General features: G+C 66.7%; 18 protein-coding genes and 1 pseudogene. 13 read left to right on the forward strand and 6 right to left on the reverse strand.

What is annotated here, in order from left to right; genetic code table 11:
• The first annotated feature begins 158 nt into the window (after nt 1–158).
• Both AB0K08_RS07865 and AB0K08_RS07870 read left to right on the forward strand, forming a co-directional pair.
• Nucleotides 159–764 carry a DUF2252 family protein gene (locus AB0K08_RS07865; protein WP_363353549.1) on the forward strand — a complete coding sequence of 202 codons (606 nt, stop codon included), beginning with the start codon at nt 159–161 and terminating at the stop codon, nt 762–764.
• A 414-nt stretch (nt 765–1,178) separates the two neighbouring features.
• A complete protein-coding gene (locus tag AB0K08_RS07870) occupies nt 1,179–1,964 on the forward strand; it encodes a MerR family transcriptional regulator (RefSeq protein ID WP_363353128.1) in 786 nt (261 codons plus the stop codon).
• A 22-nt stretch (nt 1,965–1,986) separates the two neighbouring features.
• Here the strand turns inward: AB0K08_RS07870 and AB0K08_RS07875 are convergent, their stop codons facing one another.
• The 3 genes from AB0K08_RS07875 to AB0K08_RS07885 form a co-directional block, all read right to left on the reverse strand.
• The gene (locus AB0K08_RS07875) at nt 1,987–2,760 is read right to left on the reverse strand and encodes an SDR family NAD(P)-dependent oxidoreductase (RefSeq protein ID WP_363353130.1); all 774 of its coding nucleotides are present in this window, start codon (nt 2,758–2,760) and stop codon (nt 1,987–1,989) included.
• A gap of 141 nt (nt 2,761–2,901) precedes the next feature.
• Entirely contained in the window at nt 2,902–3,309 is a 408-nt protein-coding gene (locus AB0K08_RS07880; protein ID WP_363353132.1) for a DUF4260 family protein, read from the reverse strand.
• Nucleotides 3,310–3,581: 272 nt separating this feature from the next.
• The gene (locus AB0K08_RS07885) at nt 3,582–6,311 is read right to left on the reverse strand and encodes an AAA family ATPase (protein ID WP_363353134.1); all 2,730 of its coding nucleotides are present in this window, start codon (nt 6,309–6,311) and stop codon (nt 3,582–3,584) included.
• 211 nt (nt 6,312–6,522) lie between these two features.
• On the opposite strand from AB0K08_RS07885, the gene AB0K08_RS07890 reads away from it, so the two are divergent.
• The 8 genes and pseudogenes from AB0K08_RS07890 to AB0K08_RS07925 all read left to right on the forward strand — a co-directional run bounded on the left by AB0K08_RS07890 (nt 6,523) and on the right by AB0K08_RS07925 (nt 14,810).
• Nucleotides 6,523–7,365 (forward strand): alpha/beta hydrolase, encoded by an 843-nt coding sequence (locus AB0K08_RS07890; RefSeq protein ID WP_363353136.1) that lies wholly within the window; start codon nt 6,523–6,525, stop codon nt 7,363–7,365.
• A 64-nt stretch (nt 7,366–7,429) separates the two neighbouring features.
• Nucleotides 7,430–7,777, forward strand: a complete 348-nt coding sequence (locus AB0K08_RS07895; RefSeq protein WP_363353138.1) for a MerR family transcriptional regulator — start codon at nt 7,430–7,432, stop codon at nt 7,775–7,777.
• 174 nt (nt 7,778–7,951) lie between these two features.
• Entirely contained in the window at nt 7,952–8,686 is a 735-nt protein-coding gene (locus tag AB0K08_RS07900; protein ID WP_363353140.1) for a GPP34 family phosphoprotein, read from the forward strand.
• A 308-nt stretch (nt 8,687–8,994) separates the two neighbouring features.
• The gene (locus AB0K08_RS07905) at nt 8,995–9,546 is read left to right on the forward strand and encodes a small multidrug efflux protein (protein WP_363353142.1); all 552 of its coding nucleotides are present in this window, start codon (nt 8,995–8,997) and stop codon (nt 9,544–9,546) included.
• Nucleotides 9,547–9,552: 6 nt separating this feature from the next.
• Nucleotides 9,553–9,642 (forward strand): annotated as a pseudogene (locus tag AB0K08_RS07910) (IS5/IS1182 family transposase); the annotation flags it as partial.
• 384 nt (nt 9,643–10,026) lie between these two features.
• The gene (locus tag AB0K08_RS07915; RefSeq protein WP_363353144.1) at nt 10,027–13,071 is read left to right on the forward strand and encodes an S-layer homology domain-containing protein; all 3,045 of its coding nucleotides are present in this window, start codon (nt 10,027–10,029) and stop codon (nt 13,069–13,071) included.
• Between the two features lie 67 nt (nt 13,072–13,138).
• Nucleotides 13,139–14,014, forward strand: a complete 876-nt coding sequence (locus AB0K08_RS07920; protein ID WP_363353146.1) for a thioesterase family protein — start codon at nt 13,139–13,141, stop codon at nt 14,012–14,014.
• On the forward strand, nt 14,007–14,810 hold the full coding sequence (locus AB0K08_RS07925) for a lipoate--protein ligase family protein (RefSeq protein WP_363353148.1): 804 nt from the start codon (nt 14,007–14,009) through the stop codon (nt 14,808–14,810). Before AB0K08_RS07920 ends, AB0K08_RS07925 begins: the two co-directional genes overlap by 8 nt.
• 17 nt (nt 14,811–14,827) lie before the next feature.
• Here AB0K08_RS07925 and AB0K08_RS07930 read toward each other — a convergent pair whose 3' ends face one another.
• The 3 genes from AB0K08_RS07930 to AB0K08_RS07940 are packed head-to-tail and all read right to left on the reverse strand — an operon-like array spanning nt 14,828 to nt 17,244.
• Nucleotides 14,828–15,451 (reverse strand): uridine kinase, encoded by a 624-nt coding sequence (locus AB0K08_RS07930; protein ID WP_363353150.1) that lies wholly within the window; start codon nt 15,449–15,451, stop codon nt 14,828–14,830.
• A 54-nt stretch (nt 15,452–15,505) separates the two neighbouring features.
• Nucleotides 15,506–16,153: an MBL fold metallo-hydrolase gene (locus AB0K08_RS07935; protein ID WP_363353152.1), complete on the reverse strand. Its 648-nt coding sequence runs from the start codon at nt 16,151–16,153 to the stop codon at nt 15,506–15,508.
• Nucleotides 16,153–17,244 (reverse strand): S-(hydroxymethyl)mycothiol dehydrogenase, encoded by a 1,092-nt coding sequence (locus tag AB0K08_RS07940; RefSeq protein WP_363353154.1) that lies wholly within the window; start codon nt 17,242–17,244, stop codon nt 16,153–16,155. Before AB0K08_RS07940 ends, AB0K08_RS07935 begins: the two co-directional genes overlap by 1 nt.
• Nucleotides 17,245–17,552: 308 nt before the next feature.
• On the opposite strand from AB0K08_RS07940, the gene AB0K08_RS07945 reads away from it, so the two are divergent.
• The 3 genes from AB0K08_RS07945 to AB0K08_RS07955 all read left to right on the forward strand — a co-directional run bounded on the left by AB0K08_RS07945 (nt 17,553) and on the right by AB0K08_RS07955 (nt 20,154).
• On the forward strand, nt 17,553–18,251 hold the full coding sequence (locus AB0K08_RS07945; protein WP_363353156.1) for a DUF6318 family protein: 699 nt from the start codon (nt 17,553–17,555) through the stop codon (nt 18,249–18,251).
• Nucleotides 18,252–18,256: 5 nt separating this feature from the next.
• On the forward strand, nt 18,257–19,261 hold the full coding sequence (locus AB0K08_RS07950; RefSeq protein WP_363353158.1) for a hypothetical protein: 1,005 nt from the start codon (nt 18,257–18,259) through the stop codon (nt 19,259–19,261).
• A gap of 68 nt (nt 19,262–19,329) precedes the next feature.
• A complete protein-coding gene (locus tag AB0K08_RS07955; RefSeq protein WP_363353160.1) occupies nt 19,330–20,154 on the forward strand; it encodes an SOS response-associated peptidase in 825 nt (274 codons plus the stop codon).
• The last annotated feature ends 54 nt before the right edge of the window (nt 20,155–20,208 follow it).

Below are 20,208 nucleotides of genomic sequence, written 5' to 3' on the forward strand. Positions count from 1 at the left end.
TGGACGAGTTCACCTTCCGCTTCAACCGCCGAACAGCGACCAGCCGCGGACTGCTCTTCTACCGGCTGCTCCAGCAAGCCGTGAAGACCGATCCCGCACCGCTCCGGGAACTCTCCATTTCCGCATCTGCGGACTAACTTCAGCTAAGCAGATACCCAATACAGGTATACGACACGTACCTCGCCTCAATCCCCCTGCACCTGCACCGGTTGGTGGGTCGGTTCACGCGCATCGATTCCGTCCGGCAGATCGTGGGCGTCGGGAGCGTCGGCATGCGTGTGTGGCTGCACCTCCTGGAAGGCGACAGCGGACGTCAGCCTCTCTTCTCTCAAGCGAAGCAGGCGACGGTGTCCGTGTATGAGGAGTTCTTGGGACCGAGCGAGTTCTCGAACCATGGCGAACGCATCGTGAACGGACAGCGCCTCATGCAGACCGCCAGCGATATCTTCCTCGGGCACATGAGGGTCGACGGCTTCGACTACTACATGCGGCAGTTCCGCGACATGAAGATCATCCCGCGAGGAAAACACATAGCGGGTTACCTCCCTGCGTTTGCCCGAGCATGCGGCCATGCGCTGGCGAAGTCCCACGCTCGTAGCGGGGACCCCGAGGCCATCGCCGCCTACATCGGCAGAGGGGATGCATTCGAGGACGGGATCCTTGGCTTCGGACTCGCCTATTCCCGACAAACCCATGAAGACCACAGAGATCTGATCGCCGCAGTCTCGAGAGGAGAGTTGGAGGTTGCGGAACGATCGTGGTGAGCGATCGCCCGACGGTGAACACGCCCTCCTCCTTGGCGTTCTTCTGCGATCAACGCGTTCGACAGGGCCTCCCTCCTCACGGAGCCTCCGATCGGTGGTGCTGTCACGACATAGGTGACTTCCACCGACGCGAACCGGCTCCCGCTGCTGCGATCCTGTCGTCATCACCCCCTCGACCGCGCAGAGCGGTCTCGACCGTAGGAGACGTCTCATGAGCGAGTACCCGGCCATCACGAGAATCCGACCGATCTCGGCTCCCTCTGTCGGGTCGGACCGGAGGCTCTCCGGTGCCACGAGCGAGAAGCGAGCTTCTGCGGAGAGTGGCGTCAGTGCGGCCGTCGCCCTCGGCGGCCTGATCATCGGTCTTCGGGTCCAGGGTGTACCACCGAGACGCACCTGACGGAGAGGCACATCATGGCATGGAGTACAAGCGAGATCGCGGACATGGCGTCAACGACCGTCAACACGGTCCGCCACTATCACCGTCTCGGGATTCTCGACGAGCCCGAGCGCAGGTTCAACGGATACAAGCAGTACGGGGTGCGTCATCTCGTGCAATTGCTCCAGATTCGGCGGCTGGTGGAACTGGGGCTGCCGCTGAGGCGCATCGGTGAGGTCCGAGCCGACAGTGAGGGCCGCCAGGAGGCTCTGCGCGAGTTGGATGCGGAGCTGGTCGCGGGCATCGAGCGACTCGAGCGCGCGCGGGTAGACCTCGCTGCCATCCTGAGAGAGGACGCCCCCGCTGATGCGCCGGCAGGGTTCGAATCGATGTCATCCCGACTGTCGGAGTCGGACCGTTCGATCTTTCACATCTCCGGGCAGCTCTATGATGCACAGGCGATGGCCGACCTGCGACGCATGGTGGAGGTCGACGAGGCGATCGACCACCTCGGCTCACAAGTTGACCGACTCCCGCCGGATGCTGATGAGATGAGTCGTGGACGGCTCGTGCGGCTTCTCGCGCAGGTCATCGCGCAGAATCTGACCGAGTATCCCTGGCTTCTGAATCAGTCCGAGCATCTGTGCAGGAGTGAAAGCGTCGTTCGGCAGACGATCTCAGAAGCGATCACCGAACTCTACAACCCGGCGCAGCAGGACGTGCTCGTCCGCGCGAGCCGGATGGCGTTCGAACTGCTGGAGACGCACATTGATGCCATGGGCGACGATCGTCCGTCGCCGGCTCCTGTGCTCGTGAGGTGACCTATCGCGCGGCGCCACATGCTCAGCGCCCGCGTTCTTCGCTGATGGAGTTGGCTCCGTCGATCGTGATGAGCTGACCGGTGATGTACGACGCTCCGTCCCCAGTGAGGGACGCGATCACGTAGGCCACCTCGTCCGCCGTGCCGGACCGGCCGACGGGTGTGGCGGCGCCCATCCGCCGTTCGTGATCGGAGGCGGATGCGGTGTCGATCCAGCCCGGAGCGACGGCGTTCACGGTGATGCCGAATGGTGCCGTGTCGAGCGCCATTGAGCGCGTCAGCCCGAGGATGCCGGCCTTCGCCGCGTGGTAGGCCACGTCGCCGCCGTAGGCCGCGACCGGCCCTGACACCGATGACACGTTGACGATTCGGCCGTATCCGGCGGCCTGCATGAGGCCGGCCACGGCGTGGGTCAATAGGAAGGTCGTGGTCAGGTTTCGGTCGAGTGAAGCATGCCAATGGTCGATGAACGTCCCTCGGTTCGCGGCCGCGGCGTGCGAGTCGGATACGGCCGTCATCCCCGCGTTGTTGACGAGAATGTCCACGCCGCCGAAAGAAGTTGACGCACGCGCGACGACCGCGTCCACACCGGCCTGGTCGGTGAGGTCGGCGACCACTCCCTCCGCCCGGATTCCGGCGTTCCGCAGCTCTGCGACCCGATCGAAGATGCGATCAGTCGTCGACGTGATGACGACTCGATTGCCTGCGTCGCCAAGACGGCGGGCAGTTGCGAACCCGATGCCCTGGGTGCTTCCCGCGCCTGTGATGATCGCGGCGCGCTGATATGTCGTGGTCATGACGAACCTCTCCTGAGCCTCCATGACGCCCGTATGGCGTCAATACGCCGATTAAAGGCCGTGTGGTCGCCACAGACTCAACCCATGGGTTGAGACGGGTTCACAGACGCCTGGAAGGCTTTCCCGGCGCCCGCACCACCATCACTGGTGGACTATCGTGCGTCGCCCGATTCGACCGAGATGGGTGTGTGCGAAGTCGTGTAGTTTGAGCCCGTAGCCGAGCGCCCGATCGACGGCGACATGGAACGCCCAGCACGCGGCGCTGAGAGCGAGCCAGGGAAGATTCTGGCCTCCGAACATGAAGCCCGCGTAGAGCACCATCAGAATCGCCGGTGCGGTGTAGTTGTGTACTGCGTTGTAGAGGCGGGCCCCCATGCGCGGGCCGCCCGCATAGCCGAGGGCGGAGAGGTCGAAGATGAGGAAGGCTGCGGCCAGCCACCACCACGGCTGTCCCGTGGAGATGACGGCGATGACGATGGCGGCCGCGATGGCGCCGTTCTCGAGGCGCTGGGCGATCGCGACGCCCTTCTCGTACGCTTGCTGTCTCATGCGGTCTACCCCACACCCTGTTCCTGGAACGGAGTCAAGACTCATCCCGACGAGATGCGCCTAGAAACGACCAGATGGTCAGTTCAGCCGAATGACTATGGGCGGTCTACCTGACGTGGACACATCGCGACTACGCGCGCCGAGGCCTGCGAGCGCTCACATCAGCGGCACAGAGGGAGGCACAGGTTCTTCGATGTCCTTGGATGCGGGTGCTGGGATACGGCGGCGCATCAACCTGGGCCCTCGTGGGTGCTCATACGCCAGCCGGGCCATCAGGACAGCCGGGCCTCACGAAGCTCGCGACGTGATGTGATTCCGAGCTTGCGGTAGATGCTCCGCAGGTGGGCCTCAATTGTGCGTGGGCTCAGGAACAGTTGCGCACCCACTTCCCGGGAGGTGGCACCGGTGGCCACCTGCCTCGCGACCTGCAGTTCATGGGCCGTGAGCTCACCGGTCGATGGCGTCGTACGGCGACGTGGGTGCTCACCGGTCGCCCGGAGCTCCTTCGCCGCTCGCGCGGCGAAGGCCTCCGCGCCGATGCGCGAGAGGAGATCGTGCGCTACCCGCAGTTCCTCCCGGGCTTCCTGGCGGCGTCCCGCGCGACGCAGCCATTCCCCGTAGACGAGGTGAGCCCGCGCCGCTTCGCCGGTCAGCCGGGAGGCCTCGAGGTACTCAATTGCGGCGCGATAGTGAGGTTCAGCCGACTCGCCGGAGAGTGTCAGCGCACGCGAACGCGCCTCCAGGCCACGAGCCCACGGGGTATCGCAGGCGTCCGCACGGGTGCTCAACTCCTCAAGAGCCCAGGCGGCGCTGTGCGGATCGCCGGCTCGAGTCGACGCCTCGATCATTTCGGCCAGGCCGACGCTGCTCAGCGACAGTGCGACGCACGCGCACGTGATCGCCGCGGCTCGCTGCGCCTTCTCATATTCGCCGAGGGCGTTGTGCACCACAGCGGTCGCATATGCGGCCAGTGCGACCTCCGTTCCTTCCGGGGGAGCACTGGGGTCCCGCAACGTGAGCTCCCGCAGCCTGGCCACGGTGTCAGCGTCACCCCGCCATGCGGCGACGATGGTCTCGGATTGGCGCATCGGCACTCCGCCGGTGGATTCCGCGATCGCGATCGACCGCCCTGCCATCTCGCCGGCGCGGGTGAGCTCGCCTCCGAGCGCCAGGATGTTGGCGTGGATGTTGAGCGCACTGGCGAGACCGGTCAGAGCGCCGTCTGCTCGAGCCGATAGGACGTTTGCCTCCGCGAGTCGATAGGCGAGGTCGTCGTCGAGGATGCCGACAGCCGTGCGTGCCGCCAGCCAGAGCCAGGACCGGTAACGCTGTGTCGGGGTATCGGAAGGGTCGGCGTCGCACAGCGATCGCAGTGCGTCTCGGAGCGGGGGAACGCCGGCGGCGAACCCTCGGATCATCGTTGCCGATAGCGCGAAGAGCAGACGGTCAACCGGTCGGACGGCGTTCGTGAGCGAGTGGTCCGCGAGGGCGGCCTCGGCGACCGTTCGCCACGTCGGACCACCGAGGACGAGTGCCGCATCAAGGGCGCGAAGATGCGTCTGGTGAGCAAGGTCCGGATCGAAAGGTGCCATGTCGTGTGCGACACGCAGGAGCATCTCCGGGACATTCGGATCTCGGCTCAGGTAGAAGGCGATCTGCGCCCGCAGCAGCGCCAGGCGTGCACGCTGGAAGTCGTCGAGCGGGCCCGCTTCAGCCGTATCGAGTAGATCGAGCGCGGTGCCAGACGCACCCGACTCGTGCACGGCATGGGCCGCCTCGAGGGCGCGTCCTGCCCGAGCCGTCGGATCCGGCGTCAGCTGCGTCGCTCGCAGCAGGAACGCTCCGGCTGCCGCGTAGCCTCCGCGCGCTCTGGCACGGGTGGCCGATCGTTCCAGCTCCCCGGCGACGCGCTCGTCAACCCCGGAGGTCGCCTGGGCCGCATGCCAGGCTCGGCGATCCGGCTCAGATGCCGGGTCGGTGACAGCCGCCAGAGCCGCGTGGGCGCGCCGTCGATCGGCTGGATCCGCCGTGCGGTACACGGCAGACCGGGCGAGGGGGTGGCGGAATCGCACCCGGGCGCCGATCTCCATCAGACCTACCGACTCGGCGGGTGCCGCCGAGCCGGGAACGATCCCGGAATGATCGGCAGCACGCTGGAGTAGGGCGGGATCCCCGGTCGGGTCGGCCGCGGCGAGCAGCAACAGCCGCTGACTTTCGTCGGGGAGCCCGTACACCCGGTTCCGGTACTCTGTCTGCACGCGACTGGAGACGTCCGACAGATCGGGTTCCTGAAACCCGCCGGCGAGTCGGGCCGGCGGGGTGTGAGAGGGAAGCTCCACCAGGGCGAGCGGGTTGCCGCGAGCTTCGGCGATGATCCGTTCCCGTACTTCGTCGTCGAGGGGCGCCGGGACGACCGAGCTCAGCAGCAGACGAGCATCCGCGTCGCCGAGTCTCCTCAGATGCAGTTCGGGCAGACCGGCGAAAACCGCGCCTCCTGCCTCGCCGTCGCGGACACCGAACACCATGGCCACACGCTCAGCCCCGATACGGCGCGCGACGAAGGCGAGTACTTCCGCCGATGCCGGGTCGAGCCAATGGGCGTCGTCGACGAGACACAGCAGACCGTTCTTCTCAGCTGCCTCGGAGAACAGCCCGAGAGTAGCCAGACCCACCAAGAACCTGTCGGGCGCCGAGCCAGCGTCGCGACCGAGCGCGACGCTGAGAGCCAGCTGCTGCGGCTCAGGTAGCGTGGATATCTGGTCGAAAAGTGGAGCACACACCTGATGCAGACCCGCATAGGCGAACTGCATCTCGGCCTCGATACCTGTCGACGTCTCGATGCGGAAGCCGAGTTCCTCGGCTCTCGTGTGCAGGAGCCCCAAGACGGCCGTCTTGCCGATGCCGGCCTCGCCGCGCACCACAAGCGCCCCGCTGTGCCCGGCCCTCGCCTCGCCCAGCAGCTGCTCGCCCCGGCGGCACTCGGCGTGCCGACCCAGAAGCATCGGCCGTCTCCTTTCCGCTCGGAATCAATCCCCGTCGGACCGTGTGCCTACGACAGCCACTGTGACGGGTCCTATAGACGTCTGCTCGGAGGATTCGTCGAACGGCCGTCTGCCCGACCGAGGAGATTTCCTTGACCCTGTTGCGACCACAGGGTATCTGCTGATCCCAGCGGCCGACACTGTGGAGGCCCGAGCGGAAAGGATCATGTCCATGGGTTACATCACTGTCGGGGACGAGAACAGTACCCCGGTCCATCTCTACTATGAAGATCAAGGGGTCGGGCAGCCTGTTGTGCTGATCCACGGCTATCCGTTGAACGGGCACAGCTGGGAGAAGCAGACGCGTGCATTGCTCTCGGCGGGATATCGGGTGATCACCTACGATCGCCGGGGTTTCGGCCAGTCGTCGAAGGTCAGTACCGGCTACGCCTACGACACCTTCGCTGCCGATCTGAATACCGTGCTGGACACTCTCGACCTGCGCGATGTGGTTCTCGTCGGGTTCTCGATGGGCACGGGGGAACTCGCCCGCTATGTCGCCAACCACGGACACGAGAGGATCGCGAAACTCGCCTTCCTCGCTTCGCTCGAACCGTTCCTCGTGCAGCGCGACGACAATCCGGAGGGTGTCCCACAGAGCGTTTTCGACGGGATCGAGGCCGCTGCGAAGGATGACCGGTATGCCTGGTTCACTGATTTCTACCGGAACTTCTACAACCTCGAGGAGAACCTCGGCTCGCGCATCAGCCAGCAGGTCGTCGATGCGAACTGGAATCTCTCCGTCACCAGCGCCCCCGTCGCCGCCTACGCCGTGGTCCCGACCTGGATCGAGGATTTCCGTGGTGATGTCGAGGCCGTCCGCGCCGCCGACAAGCCCACCCTCATCCTGCACGGCACGAAGGACAACATCCTCCCCATCGACGCCACCGCCCGCCGCTTCCGTCGCGCCGTTCCCGAGGCCGTATACATCGAGATCGAAGGTGCCCCCCACGGCCTGCTGTGGACCCACGCGGACGACGTCAACGACGCCTTGACAACCTTCCTCAGCCAATGAGCGCCACGGGTGCGGAGGCGTCGATCGTGCCCTCCGCGCCCGTGGAGCAGCAAAGGAGACCTTCGTGGCATGGAGCACCCGGGAACTCGCGGAACGAGCCGGGACCACGGTGAACACGATCCGTCACTATCACCGCCTGGGCCTGCTCGAGGAACCGGAGCGCGAGTACAACGGGTACAAGCAGTACGAGGTGCATCATCTCGTAAGCCTCCTGCGTATCCGCCGTCTCGCCGGCCTCGGCGTGCCCCTCTCACAGATCCGTGACGCCCGGGCGGGCGCCGACAGCACGCAGCAGACGATGCGCGAGCTCGACGCCGAGCTCGAGAAGAACATCCGCAGGCTGGAGGAGTCGCGAGCCGACATCGCCGCCATCCAGAAGATCGCTGAGGATGTCGACGACGTGGCTGAATGACCCGGCGCAACTCGACGTGCTCGACCGGGCGCGCTCAGCAGCGCTGGAGGTGGTGCAGTCGTTTCGGGAGTCGGGGGAGGGGCCGGAGTCCAGGGCGGGTTGAGTGTGTGCCGGGAACACGGTGCAGACTACGTCGCACGATCCGTCCGTCAGCAGGAGAAGGGTGTGCAGAGTATGACCCATGAACAGCGTGATCCCCGCGTCTCCTCACCGGAGCGGACCGGCGGCCATGAGGACGGCGAGCAGACGCTCGCGGAGGACCTCCTCCTGGTGCTTTTCCAACCGCGTTCCGGCACGATCGCCGGCGAGGCGACGCTCTTCTACGTCCTCGCCGGCGCGGTTCTCGCCGACCTCGGCCTGAGCGCTCATGTACGAACCGGGACGGGACGGCTGGGTGGACTGACGGTCGAGGCCGTGGCCGGGAATCCACCGTCCGATCGCCTGCTGCGCGCCACTTGGGAATACGTGGCCGACAAGCCTCGAGGAGTGCAGACGATTCTGGCGGCGACGGGCCCGGCGTTGCGTGAGCCACTGCTGGACCGGTTGATCGAGCGCGGCGAGTTGCGTCGACGCGCTCGCCGGTCTCTCGGCTTCATCCGGTCCTCGGTGCTCGAGGAGGGGGACTCCGCGCGCCGTCGGACGCTGCTCGCCGACATCCGCGCCGTGCTCGTCGACGGAGTCGAACCCACACCTCGGACCGCCGCTCTCGCTGCGCTTCTCTATGGCAGCGGAACGCTCCCTCAGTTCGACCACGACATCCCGTGGACGTCCCCGGTGATCATGCGGGCTGAGGAGCTCAAAGAGGGCAACTGGGGAGCGGGAGCGACCGCGAAGGCCGTGGCGCGCAGCGTCACCTCCCTCATCGTCAGCAACGTCATCGTCGCCGCCGCTGTCCTGCCGCGCACCTAGTGCGACCGTGCAGCGGTCCCGCACGCCATCGACGGGTGCTCGAGGTCGGGACCGTACCCCCGAAACCCCCGGAAAACGTCGGAGGACCACCGTTGTTCGGGGTGATCTCGGAGGGCCAGCCGCGGCCGCTGCCCACCCCGGAGCAGCCACACGCCATGCTGTGACGGCTCGGTTGTTTCCCTTTCACGATTGCCCGGCCACTTTTCGCCGCGGTCCTCCGCTGACAGCTTGACCCTGTTCTGAGAACACAGATTCTAATAGGTGACGCACAAGGAATCCGTTAGCACTTCTGGAAAGGAAGTAGAAAAGTGAACCCGATCGAACAGCTCATACGAGGCTTTCAAGACCTCGTGGCGCATGTGCCCGAACTGGTCCAGCCGTTTGTTGTCATGCTCGCGGGAGTCGTCCCTTTCGTCGAGGGAGAGGTCGCGGCCTTGGTCGGCGTCGTCGGAGGGATCAACCCGATCATCGCTGGCGTCTCGGCTGCCGCAGGTAACTTCCTCAGCGTACTCCTCGTCGTTCTTCTGACCTCACGCGCGCGCACTGCAGTGGTCGATCGCAGAGCTGTGCGGGTGCCTGTAGCTGTCGGGGCCGTGAGTTCCGCAGAGGCTCTCCCCGTTGAGAAACCGGAGTCGAAGGGCCGGGCGAAGTTCAAGCGGTGGCTCGTCCGCTTCGGCGTCCCTGGCGCCAGCATCCTCGGCCCGCTGGCGATCCCGACGCAGTTCACATCCGCCATGCTGGTCGCCGGGGGGACGTCCCGGGCGTGGGTGCTGCTCTGGCAGGCCGTGGCCATCGCCATCTGGACAACCGTCAGTACGGTGTCTGTCTGGGCGGCGCTGACCTTCCTCGTCGATGTCTGACAGCGTGACTCGACGACCGCTCGCGTTCATCAGCACGCGACGAACGCGACTCGCCCCCTGGGCAATGGATCGAAGTACACGAATCTGCGGCAGGAGCACGTGATCACGTGACCGGCCACTCCAGGAGGAGACTGACGGTTCAGATGGTCAGGGAAATGCCTGGGGTACGTCGACGAGCACCCTCACATCGACGAGCAACATCAGGAATCGTCTGGCACAACTGACCGCCGTCCGCTGGCAGCACGCATAGGGACACCGGGCCCACCCTGACGGGTGGGACCGGTGTCCCTTTGTGGTGCCCAGCTGTTCAGGTTCCCGGAGGGCTCAACAGGTCCAACACCGATGTCAACTCTGTGTGAAAGATGAGCTTGATGGGACCAAAGTGATTACAACTCCATCAAGACTTGATAACCTTGCCGAGGCGTGGAGGGGAAGATCCACGCCCGCTTCCACCGCACCACTTGAGGGATAAAAACAGATATGTCGCGGACGCTCCACCCTGCCCTGAAGACCGGCGCAGCCACTGCGCTGGCCCTCGCCCTGACCGCCACCACCGTCATGCCGGCCACGGCCATGCCCGTGGTGCCGCAGGCCACCGGCCTGCAGGCGGTGTCCGCACCGGCCGAGCAGCCGACGGTGGACCCGGCCGTCGCCACGGGTCAGGAGGCCTCCGAGATCAAGGGGGCGGGAGAGGAATCACTGGCCTTGGGCGGCATCGACGCCGAAGCGTTGCCCGAGGTGGCCGACGCGGCTGAGGTGGCACCCGGACAGGAGCCCGCCGACGGGTCCGCAGAGCAGGAAGCGCCTGTCCAGGCTCCGGTTCCGACACCGGTCCCCGAAACGGGGGCTGGCGAAGCCGACACGTCTGATGAACCTGTCCCGGCTGATGAGCCTGACGCCTTGAATGAAGACGTAACGGATGAGGCTGACACGGCAGTCGAGGCGGAGTCCGAGGACGCAGCCGCCTCGCTGATGTCCCTGACGGTGCCGGCCTCCGGCCCCGCCGGCCCGGCGCAGAAGTCCGCCGAGAGCGGCACCCAGCCCTCCGACGTCGTGATCCAGAACCTGCAGGAGAAGGCCCAGTCCGCTCCCGCCACCCTCGAGGCGCCCGTGGCCGAGGAGGCCGAGGAGCTGACCGCAACGGTCATGGACAATGCGCTCTCCACCACGCGGGACGTCGACGTCGAGAAGATCGCCACCCTGACGCAGCCGGTGGAGACCATGGACTTCATCGTGGCCGGGGTCACGTGGGACATCGAGGACGCCGGCCAGGTCACGGAAGTGTCTCTCCGGGTGCGGGAGGGCTCCGACTGGACCGACTGGAACAGCATGGAGATCCATGCGGGGGACGAGATGCCCAACGCGGACCGCGTGGGCACCGAGCCGCTGATCTCCAGCGGCGCCGACGCCATCCAGGTGCGCATCACCACCGTGGACGGTGAGAACCCCTCCGGGCTCGCACTGGACCTGATCGACCCGGGCGTGGCCGAGACGGACGGCAAGCTCCAGCCGGCTTCCCCGGCCTCCCCGGCGCTGCAGCAGATCGAGGGAGCAGCCGGAGTGGCCACCCAGGAGCCGGTGGAGGCCGCCGCGGCCTCGACGACCGGTTCCGGTGCCGACTCCACCGAGGGCGCGGAGTTCGTGCCGGCCGTCCACGAGCAGCAGGGCCTGATCACGGGCACCGCCCAGGCCACCACCGTCGCCAACCAGGGCAATGCCCTGAAGCCGGCCATCATCACCCGCGCACAGTGGGGGGCCAACGAGTCCGTGGTGAACGACTGGGGCACCCCGTCCAAGGACCTCAAGGCGATGTACGTGCATCACACCGCCGGCTCGAACAACTACACGGCGGCCGGCGCCTATGCCCAGATCCGCGGCATCTTCACCTACCACGCCGTCAACCTGGCCTGGGGTGACATCGGCTACCAGTTCCTCGTGGACAAGTACGGCAAGATCTACCAGGGCCGTCGTGGTTCCATCGACGCACCGGTCGTGGGAGCCCAGGCCGGTGGCTTCAACACGGACACCATCGGCGTCTCCGCCATGGGCAACTATGACGTGACCTCGGCTCCGGCCGCCATGGTCCGCGCCATCGAGCGGGTCCTGGCCTGGCAGGCCCACCGCTACGACGTGGACCCCACGGCGAACACCCGCCTGACGCAGAGCGGCAAGGGCACCGCCCGCTGGACCAGCGGCACCACCGTCACCGTCCCGACCATCCTCGGACACAAGGTCACCAACAGCACCGCCTGCCCCGGGCGGTACCTGGACGCCCAGCTGCCGATCATCCGCCAGAACGTGGACCGGATGGTGGCCAGTGCGCCGGACGCCCCGAATGCACCCACCCTGCCCGCCAACCACTACGACCTCAAGGGCCCCGGACTGACCGCCACGATCCGGTGGAACGCCGTCAGCGGCGCAGACCACTACCAGATCATGTACCGGGCGCAGCCGCACGGCGGCGGCTCGGTCAACTCCCAGCCGTGGTTGGGCGGTAGGACCACCACCGGCACCCGGCTCGACCTCGGCGTCGATCCGGGGGAGACGGCCCAGTTCGCGGTGCGGGCGGTGCGCGGCGGCGTGGCCGGACCGCAGAAGTACCTGGGGCAGCACACCGGCGCCATCAACCCGGCCAGCTCCAGCGTGGGCACCTGGGCGATGGACTACCTGAACTCCGCAGGCAGCCCGGGTGGCAAGACCCTGCGCACCCAGAAGGTCGGCTCGGCGGTCCGGATCGACAACCTGGTGGACGCGGACAAGTTCGTGTTCGGGGCGTATGCCTCGCAGTACTCGACCGTGGCGGTCACCCAGAACGGACGGTTCCTGGGGACCATCCGGTTGTCCCCGGGCAGCCAGTACTGCGGCGTCAACCTGCCCTCCAAGACGGGCAGCGTGCGGCTGGAGTCGATGGACGGACGGCGCGTGACCTACACGTCGCTGGCCGTCCAGCGCGGAGGCCACTACGGTGACCTGTCCAAGAACGGATTCTCCGACTGCCAGCGGGGCTTCACCGACAACCCGACGGGCACGGACTACTACGACGCCGTGTCCTGGATGCAGTGGTCCGGCCTGTCCAACGGCTACGCCAACAACACCTTCGGGATCCGTCAGGACATCTCCCGCGGTGAATCCCTGGCCTTCGTGTACCGGATGATCGATCCCCAGGGACGGGTGCCCTCCTCCACGCCGTTCAGCGACGTGAAGAAGGGAGACACCTTCTTCGACCCGATCGCCTGGGCCGCCGCGGAGAAGATCTCCACGGGGTACAAGAACGGCACCTTCGGCACCAACCGGGACGTCACCCGTGGTGAGTTCGCGTCCATGCTGTTCCGGGCCGCGAAGGCCAAGACCAATGCCTCGAAGTCGTTCCCGGACGTGGCCGCAGGCAATCCGCACCGCTCGGCCATCGCGTGGTTGGCGCAGTCGGGACTGAGCACCGGCTACGACGACGGCAAGTTCCACCCGGAGTGGGAGATTACCCGAGGCGAGGTCGCGAACATCCTCCACCGCTACAAGACCATGTAGTCGTCAGGTCGGCCCGGTCGGCCCGGTCGGACCGGTCGGGCCTGACGGCTCTGGCAGGATGGAGACCATGACTCCCAGCACCATGGCCGGGTCGGCCGGCCGTCCCGGTGAGCCCCAGCACGACGTCGGCGCCAACTTCCAGCGCACCGCGCCCCCGCGGGTGGAGGCCGGGATCCGTACCGCCGAATTCGACTCCGTGGTGCACGCCCAGGGCACCTGGCGGGACGACGAGTTGCACATGGCGCCCGTCTCCGGCCTCATGACGGCGGAGCTCCTGGCGCATGAACCGCGCCCGGAGCTCCGCCTGGCCCGGTTGTCCTTCGAGATCCTCGGGACGCTCCACTTCGGTCCGCTGACCGTCACCACCCGCACGGTGCGGCCCGGACGCACCATCGAGTTGGTCGAGTCCAGGCTCGCGGCCCAGGGCAGGGACGTCCTGGTCGCCCGGGCCTGGCGGCTCATCACCACGGACACCGCCGATGTGACGGTCATCCATGACAGTGACCTGGCACCGCTTCAGGAATGCGAGCCGTTCCCGGACATGAACCAGCGGTGGCCGGGAGGATACATCCAGTCCCTGCAGATACGGGTCGCCGCAGATCACGCCGCCGGGCATGGACGGTGCTGGTCCACCACCGCGGTCGACATGATCGCCGGGGAGCAGACCCCTGACCTGGTGCGGCTGATGGGCATGGTGGACACCGCAAATGGGGTGGCACCCGTGCTGCCGGCCGGGCCGGGCGCCTTCGCCTTCCCCAACGTGGACCTGCAGATCCACCTGTACCGCGAGCCCGTCGGACCGTGGCTGGGGTATGCCACCACCTCGAACCTGGGCAGTGACGGGATCGGGGTGACCTCGGCCGTCCTCCACGACGAGCACGGTCCGTTCGGGCGGTCCGAGCAGATCCAGACCATCCGCAGGATCCCCTCCGGCCATGACTGAGGCTGCGCCTGAGCCGGGCCTGGAGTGGGTCAGCCAGGACGCCTCGCTCGGGGCGGCGGCTGACCTGGAGTACGGGATCACTCTGTTGCGGGCGGCTCAAACCGGTGTGCTGGAGGCCCCCCTGGTCCGCCTCTACCGTCCCCGGCCCACGGTGGCCTTCGGCCAGCGTGATGTGCGCCTGGACGGATTCGAGGAGGCCCGGCTGGCCTGCCGGCGGCACGGCTTCGAACCCGTGGTGCGCCGGGCGGGAGGCCGGGCCGCCGCCTACCACCGAGGCTCCCTGGTGGTGGACCACCTCGAACCCGATACGGACGCGATGCAGGGATTCCGGGATCGCTTCGCCGGTTTCGGGGAGCTCTTCGCGCGGGTGTTCCGCGACGCCGAGGTGCCGGCCGCCGTCGGGGAGATCCCCGGGGAGTACTGCGCCGGCGAGTTCTCCGTGCACACGCCGTTGCCGGCGCGTGCTGACGGGTCCGCCCGCGGGCCCGTGAAGCTCGTGGGCACCGCCCAGCGGGTCGTCCGGGGGGCGTGGCTGTTCTCCTCCTCCATCATCGTGGAGGATCCCGAGCCGATCCGCGCGGTGCTGGTGGACGTGTACCGTGCCCTGGGGCTGGACTGGGATCCGAGTACGGCGGGGGCGGCTGCGGATGCCGTGCCGGCGATCACCGTGGGCTCCTATGCCGAGCGGCTCCGCGGTGCTTACGGGGCTGCCTATGGGGTGGCGCACGGTTCGGTGCAGGACCGGCCCTGGTCCGATCTGCTGGGCGCCGTCCCGCCGCAGGGTCCGGAAACCTGACGACGTCGACCGGCTGCCTACGGTGTGCCGAGCCGGCGATGCAGCTCGCGCTTGGGCACCGGGACGAAGCCGGCGGCCAGGTAGTGCCCGCGGATCTCCCGCTCCTGACGCATCAGGGACCAACCCCGTCGGAGGAGGAAGGGGACCGGCTTCCGGCGTTCGGTGACGTCGCGGGCGAACCGTCGGGCCGCCGTCGGGAGCCGGTGCTGGTCGATGTACCAGGCGTGGAAGTCCGTACCCGGCCGCAGGCCGAGCTGGGACAGGGCGCGGGGCAGCTCGGCGGCGAAGATGCCCTCCGCCACGATGGGCCCGCCGGCCAGCTCGAGGTCCTCGTGGCCGGTGACCGAGGAGGTGGTGATGGAGTAGACCGGGACCCGGGTACGTCCGGTCTCCATCAACTCGATGATGGCGTCCACAGCTGAGTTGAGGTTCCAGGTGAGCGGGTCGTCCCAGTCGATCTGGCCGTAGACGGTCCGGGGCAGCGGCTCCTCGGCCGTGCTGTCCTCGGCGATCTCGCGGTAGAAGGCGTCCAGCAGCAGGTGCGGTCGCCCGTAGGTGCGGGCCAGATAGGACTTCCCCGCACCGGAGGCCCCGCCCAACAGGACGAGGCCTCCGGCATGGTGTTCGGCTGAGTTGTTCAAAAACCCGGTCTTCCCGTCGGTGGCTGGTTGCACTCCGCGGGAGGACCGATCCGGTCAGTGGCCGCGGTCGATCCACTCCTGCAGGTGCGGGGTCTCGGCGCCGATCGTGGTGGAATCGCCGTGTCCGGTGTTGACCGTGGTCTCGGCCGGCAGGGTGAACAGGCGGTTCTTGATCGACTCGATGATGGTACCGAAGTCCGAGTAGGACCGCCCGGTGGCGCCCGGTCCACCCTGGAAGAGGGTGTCGCCGGAGAACAGGACGCCCTGGGTGCCGTCCTCGGCCACGAGCTCGGGGGAGTGGAAGCAGACCGAACCCGGTGAGTGGCCGGGGGTGTGCAGGGCGGTCAGCTGGATGCCGGCCACGGTGAAGGTCTCCCCGTCGGTGATGGTCCCGTCAGGGGCCTGGTCCGGATAGACGCTGTCCCACAGCATGCGGTCGTCCGCGTGCAGCAGCACGGGGGCGTCCACGAGGGAGCGGAACATCTGGACGGCGCGGATGTGGTCGTCGTGCCCGTGGGTCAGCAGGATCGCCAGGACCTGCCGGCCGTTGACGGCCTTCTGGACCTCGAGGGCGTCATGCGCGGGGTCGATGACCACGCAGGTCTCGTCATCACCGATGATCCAGACGTTGTTGTCGACCTCCCAGGTGCCGCCGTCGAGGGAGAAGGTTCCCGAGGTGACCAGCTTGTTGATGCGTGCCATCAGAGCACCACCACCGAGCGGAGGACGTCTCCGGACTTCATGGTCTCGAAGGCCTCGTTGACCTTGTCGAGATCGATGGTCTCGGTGACGAAGGCGTCCAGGTCGAGCCGGCCGAGGTTGTACTGGTCGATCAGCATCTGGAAGTCCCGCGAGGGCAGGGTGTCCCCGTACCAGGAGGACTTCAGGGAACCACCGCGGCCGAAGACATCCAGCAGGGGCAGTTCCAGCGTCATCTCCGGAGTCGGGACGCCGACGAGCACCACGCGGCCGGCGAGGTCACGGGCGTAGAAGGCCTGCTTGTAGGTCTCCGGGCGTCCGACGGCGTCGATCACGAGGTCGGCGCCGAAACCGTCGGTGAGCTCCTGGATGGCCTCGACGGCGTCCCTCTCCTTGGAGTTGACGGTGTGGGTGGCACCCAGTTCCAGGGCCTTGTCCAGCTTCCGCTGGTCCAGGTCCACGGCGATGATGGTGGTGGCCCCGGCCAGCTTGGCACCGGCGATGGCCGCCGTGCCGACGCCGCCACAGCCGATGACGGCCACGGACTCGCCGCGCTTGGCCTCACCGGTGTTGATGGCCGCGCCGATGCCGGCCATGATGCCGCAGCCCAGCAGGCCGGCGGCGGCGTTCTGCTCATCGGAGACGCCCTCCACCTTGGTGCACTGGCCGGAGGCGACCAGGGTCTTCTCGGCGAAGGCGCCGATACCCAGGGCCGGGTCCAGCTCGGTGCCGTCCTCCAGGGTCATCTTCTGGGTGGCGTTGTGGGTGTTGAAGCAGTACTGGAGCTGGCCCTTCTTGCAGGCCCGGCACTCGCCACAGACGGCACGCCAGTTGAGGATGACCTTGTCCCCGACCTCGACGTCGGTGACGCCCTCGCCGATCTGGGAGACGACGCCGGTGGCCTCGTGGCCGAGCAGGTAGGGGTAGTTGTCCCCGATCCCGCCCTGGACGTAGTGCAGATCGGTGTGGCAGACGCCGCAGGTCAGGATGTCCACCACGGCCTCTCCGGGGCCGGGATCCGGGATCACGATGGTCTCGATGCTGACGGGGGCGTCCTTCGCCTTCGCGACGACGGCCTTCACCTTCTGGGGCACGGTGCAACTCCTTCTGAGGCCGGCGCGGGGCACGGCTCCTACTCGGGGATGGGTTCTGGTCCATCCCATCACATCTGGCAGGGGCATGGGCGGCGCCTTCCCTGTGAGACGTAATCGCCGGGTCTCGGAGCAGGATGCCGCAGTGATGTGAGCCGCACCGATCTGTGGATAACTGTGACGTGGTTCATGGTGGTCTGTTTAGACTGGGCGGCGAGAGTCGGGTTGGCGGGTTCGGCCCGAGGTGGAGTGTTCGTTGGGCCGCGGGGATGGCATGGGCCGGTCTTGCGGCCCCCGAAAGAGGGGGCCCTATGGCCGTGTCGGTGAATCGTTCTGCTCGATGGGCGGCTGTGGCGGTGCTGTCCGCGGCGGGCCTGGCGCTGGCCGGGTGTTCCGGTGACGGTGGGGATGATGGCCCGACGTCGGCCGCCTCCACTGCGAGCGCCTCGCCTTCTCCGTCCGAGACGGCGGGTGGTGACTCGGGTTCGCCAAGCGCGTCGCCGAGTGTGTCGCCAACGGGAAGCTACGAGCCGGCGACGTCTGAAGGCCCGGCCAAGAACGTGCCGGTCCCCGAGATGCCTGACGCCGTGAAGGAACCGACGGAAGAGGGGCTCGAAGCGGCGATTGAGTACTGGTTCGTATCGTCTGCCTACTTAAAATCCACTGGGGACGCGGAACCACTGAGCAACGCTTCTTTTGAAGAATGTGAGCTCTGTACAGATCAAATCGAAAACTGGCCTCGCGCCTATGACGCTGGAGGGTGGGCCGTCATTGAGCAACCTCAAGTAGAGGTGATGTTCACGGACGTCGAAAGCGACCGACTCTGGGGGACCGTTACCTTTGAACTAACCGAGTCTGCCGGCGAGATATATAGATCTGCTGGCAACTTGGTAGATAAGGGCTCCGGTGACGGTTCCGAGGGAGTCTATTGGTCGGCATCCGGTCGATTCTCAGATACCGCGGGACACTGGAAGATCGAGAGTCTGTCTCCAGTTAACTCAGAGGGCTGACGTCGATGAAGCGAATTGTGCAGTCAATCGTCTTGGTATCAATTCTGACGGTATCCATGGGACTGGGGGCATCCTCAGATGCGGTTGCGACTGAGCTTGATGATCCATTCGATGACCTGTCGACTGAGACCGGCGAAGATTATTATCGGATCAAGGGATCGCAGGGCTCAGGCGGTACCGGTGATGACCATAGAGGTACGGGAGACGAGAGCAACCAGAGCAATAGCAATGCCGGTGACACGGTGAGCGGTGGAAACGCAGGTCCTGAGTTGCCAGTTCGTGTAGAAATTCTCCAATCACAATGCTTCACACAATCAGGGACAGGACAACTGGACTGCTTTGAGATAGAGCGCACGGTTTGTACAGAGCCGGGAAGCCAGTTCGTCATTCGTGCGTTCTATGTGTCAGACGATCCCGGTGACGTTCAGCGATACGGAACACCGTTCTGTTCTGAACCGTCAGATCCAGTGGTGTCGGATCCTGCCGCTGGTACGCCGGACGCTCCGCCGATGCCGGTGGTGACCTTGGAGGATTTTCGGCGGTTGAATATTGCCCCATCAACCATCGAATCGGACTCCGGCGGATTTGGGCTGATCCGTGCGCACACGAACTTCTATGCGACGGAGGAGCCGCAGACCCTGAACACTTCCATGTTGGGTCAGGCGGTGGCGATTCAGGCGGTGCCGGTGCGGTGGACGTGGGACTACGGGGATGGATCGGAGCCGTTGAGCAATCCATTTCCAGGCGGCCCGCAACGGGAGTTCAACCAGGAGACCACCACCTCGCATGCCTATCAGGACACGGGGGAGTTCCCGGTGGGCCTGTCCACGTCCTACCGAGGCCAGTTCTCGGTCAACGGTGGTCCGTGGATCGCGATCCCGGGCACGGCAGAGGTCCCGAGTGACCCGGTGGTGGCTGACATCTGGCGGTCGAAGTCCAAGAACGTCGCGGAGAACTGCGTGGAGAACCCGGAAGGCTGGGCCTGCGGAGACCCCTTCGTCGAAGACTGACCCCATCGACCCCATCGACCCCATCGATCACATTGAGCCATTGATGACGAGAGCGGCAGACTGAACCCATGTGCGGACGGTATGTGATGGCACGGGCCATCGGTGACCTGGTGGCCGACTCCGGGGCGCTGGAGCCCGACGAGGAACTGGTGCTCCCACCCAACTGGAATGTGGCTCCCACCGTGGATGTCCCGGTGGTGCTGGAACGCGCCGAGCCGGCGTCGGGCACGGAGAAGCGCCGGGAGATCCATGTGGCTCGGTGGGGGCTGGTCCCGCCGTGGGCCAAGGACCTGTCCGTGGGGTCGCGGGCCTTCAACGCGCGCTCGGAGACCGTCACGGAGAAGCCCACCTTCCGCTCCGCGGTCCGGGCCCGGCGCTGCGCCGTGCCGGTGGACGGGTACTACGAATGGCTCAAGCCCGAGGCCGGCGCCCCGAAGTCGGCCAAGAAGCGCCCCTTCTATGTCCACCCGGTGGACGGGACCCCGATCTACTTCGCGGGACTCTACGAATGGTGGAAGGACGGGTCCGTGCCGGAGGGCGACCCGGCCCGGTGGCTGCTGAGCTGCACCATGCTCACCGGTCCCTCGCCGGACGCCACGGACGTTGAGACTGCCCGCGCCGAGGGCGTGGACCAGCCCGGGCTCGACACCCTCGAGCGACTCGGCGGACTGCACGATCGGCTCCCGCTGCCGATGGACCGCGACACCCTGGACGAGTGGCTGGAGCCGGAGAAGCTCAGCTCGGCCGTAGCCGCTGGCGCACTGGTGGACCGGGTCCGACGGCAGGCGTTCCGCACGGCCTCCGGGTGGATCCTGGATGAGGTGGGGACCGCCGTCGGCAACGTCCGCAACAACGGGCCCGAGCTGACCGAACCGTTGGAAACCCTGCTCTGACCTGTGGTGAGACGCCCGGCCCCGATCCCTTCGGGGCCGGGTGCTTATCGTGTC

The sequence above is a fragment of the Citricoccus sp. NPDC055426 genome (assembly GCF_040677445.1).
GTDB lineage: Bacteria > Actinomycetota > Actinomycetes > Actinomycetales > Micrococcaceae > Citricoccus.

What these genes read in the sequence shown, in the direction of transcription:
- AB0K08_RS07945 (WP_363353156.1), top strand. Translation starts at nt 17,553, where the DNA reads ATGGCCGTGTCGGTGAATCGTTCTGCTCGATGGGCGGCTGTGGCGGTG.
- AB0K08_RS07950 (WP_363353158.1), top strand. Translation starts at nt 18,257, where the DNA reads ATGAAGCGAATTGTGCAGTCAATCGTCTTGGTATCAATTCTGACGGTA.
- AB0K08_RS07915 (WP_363353144.1), top strand. Translation starts at nt 10,027, where the DNA reads ATGTCGCGGACGCTCCACCCTGCCCTGAAGACCGGCGCAGCCACTGCG.
- AB0K08_RS07920 (WP_363353146.1), top strand. Translation starts at nt 13,139, where the DNA reads ATGACTCCCAGCACCATGGCCGGGTCGGCCGGCCGTCCCGGTGAGCCC.
- AB0K08_RS07875 (WP_363353130.1), bottom strand. Translation starts at nt 2,760, where the DNA reads ATGACCACGACATATCAGCGCGCCGCGATCATCACAGGCGCGGGAAGC.
- AB0K08_RS07935 (WP_363353152.1), bottom strand. Translation starts at nt 16,153, where the DNA reads ATGGCACGCATCAACAAGCTGGTCACCTCGGGAACCTTCTCCCTCGAC.
- AB0K08_RS07870 (WP_363353128.1), top strand. Translation starts at nt 1,179, where the DNA reads ATGGCATGGAGTACAAGCGAGATCGCGGACATGGCGTCAACGACCGTC.
- AB0K08_RS07880 (WP_363353132.1), bottom strand. Translation starts at nt 3,309, where the DNA reads ATGAGACAGCAAGCGTACGAGAAGGGCGTCGCGATCGCCCAGCGCCTC.
- AB0K08_RS07885 (WP_363353134.1), bottom strand. Translation starts at nt 6,311, where the DNA reads ATGCTTCTGGGTCGGCACGCCGAGTGCCGCCGGGGCGAGCAGCTGCTG.
- AB0K08_RS07925 (WP_363353148.1), top strand. Translation starts at nt 14,007, where the DNA reads ATGACTGAGGCTGCGCCTGAGCCGGGCCTGGAGTGGGTCAGCCAGGAC.
- AB0K08_RS07900 (WP_363353140.1), top strand. Translation starts at nt 7,952, where the DNA reads ATGACCCATGAACAGCGTGATCCCCGCGTCTCCTCACCGGAGCGGACC.
- AB0K08_RS07890 (WP_363353136.1), top strand. Translation starts at nt 6,523, where the DNA reads ATGGGTTACATCACTGTCGGGGACGAGAACAGTACCCCGGTCCATCTC.
- AB0K08_RS07955 (WP_363353160.1), top strand. Translation starts at nt 19,330, where the DNA reads ATGTGCGGACGGTATGTGATGGCACGGGCCATCGGTGACCTGGTGGCC.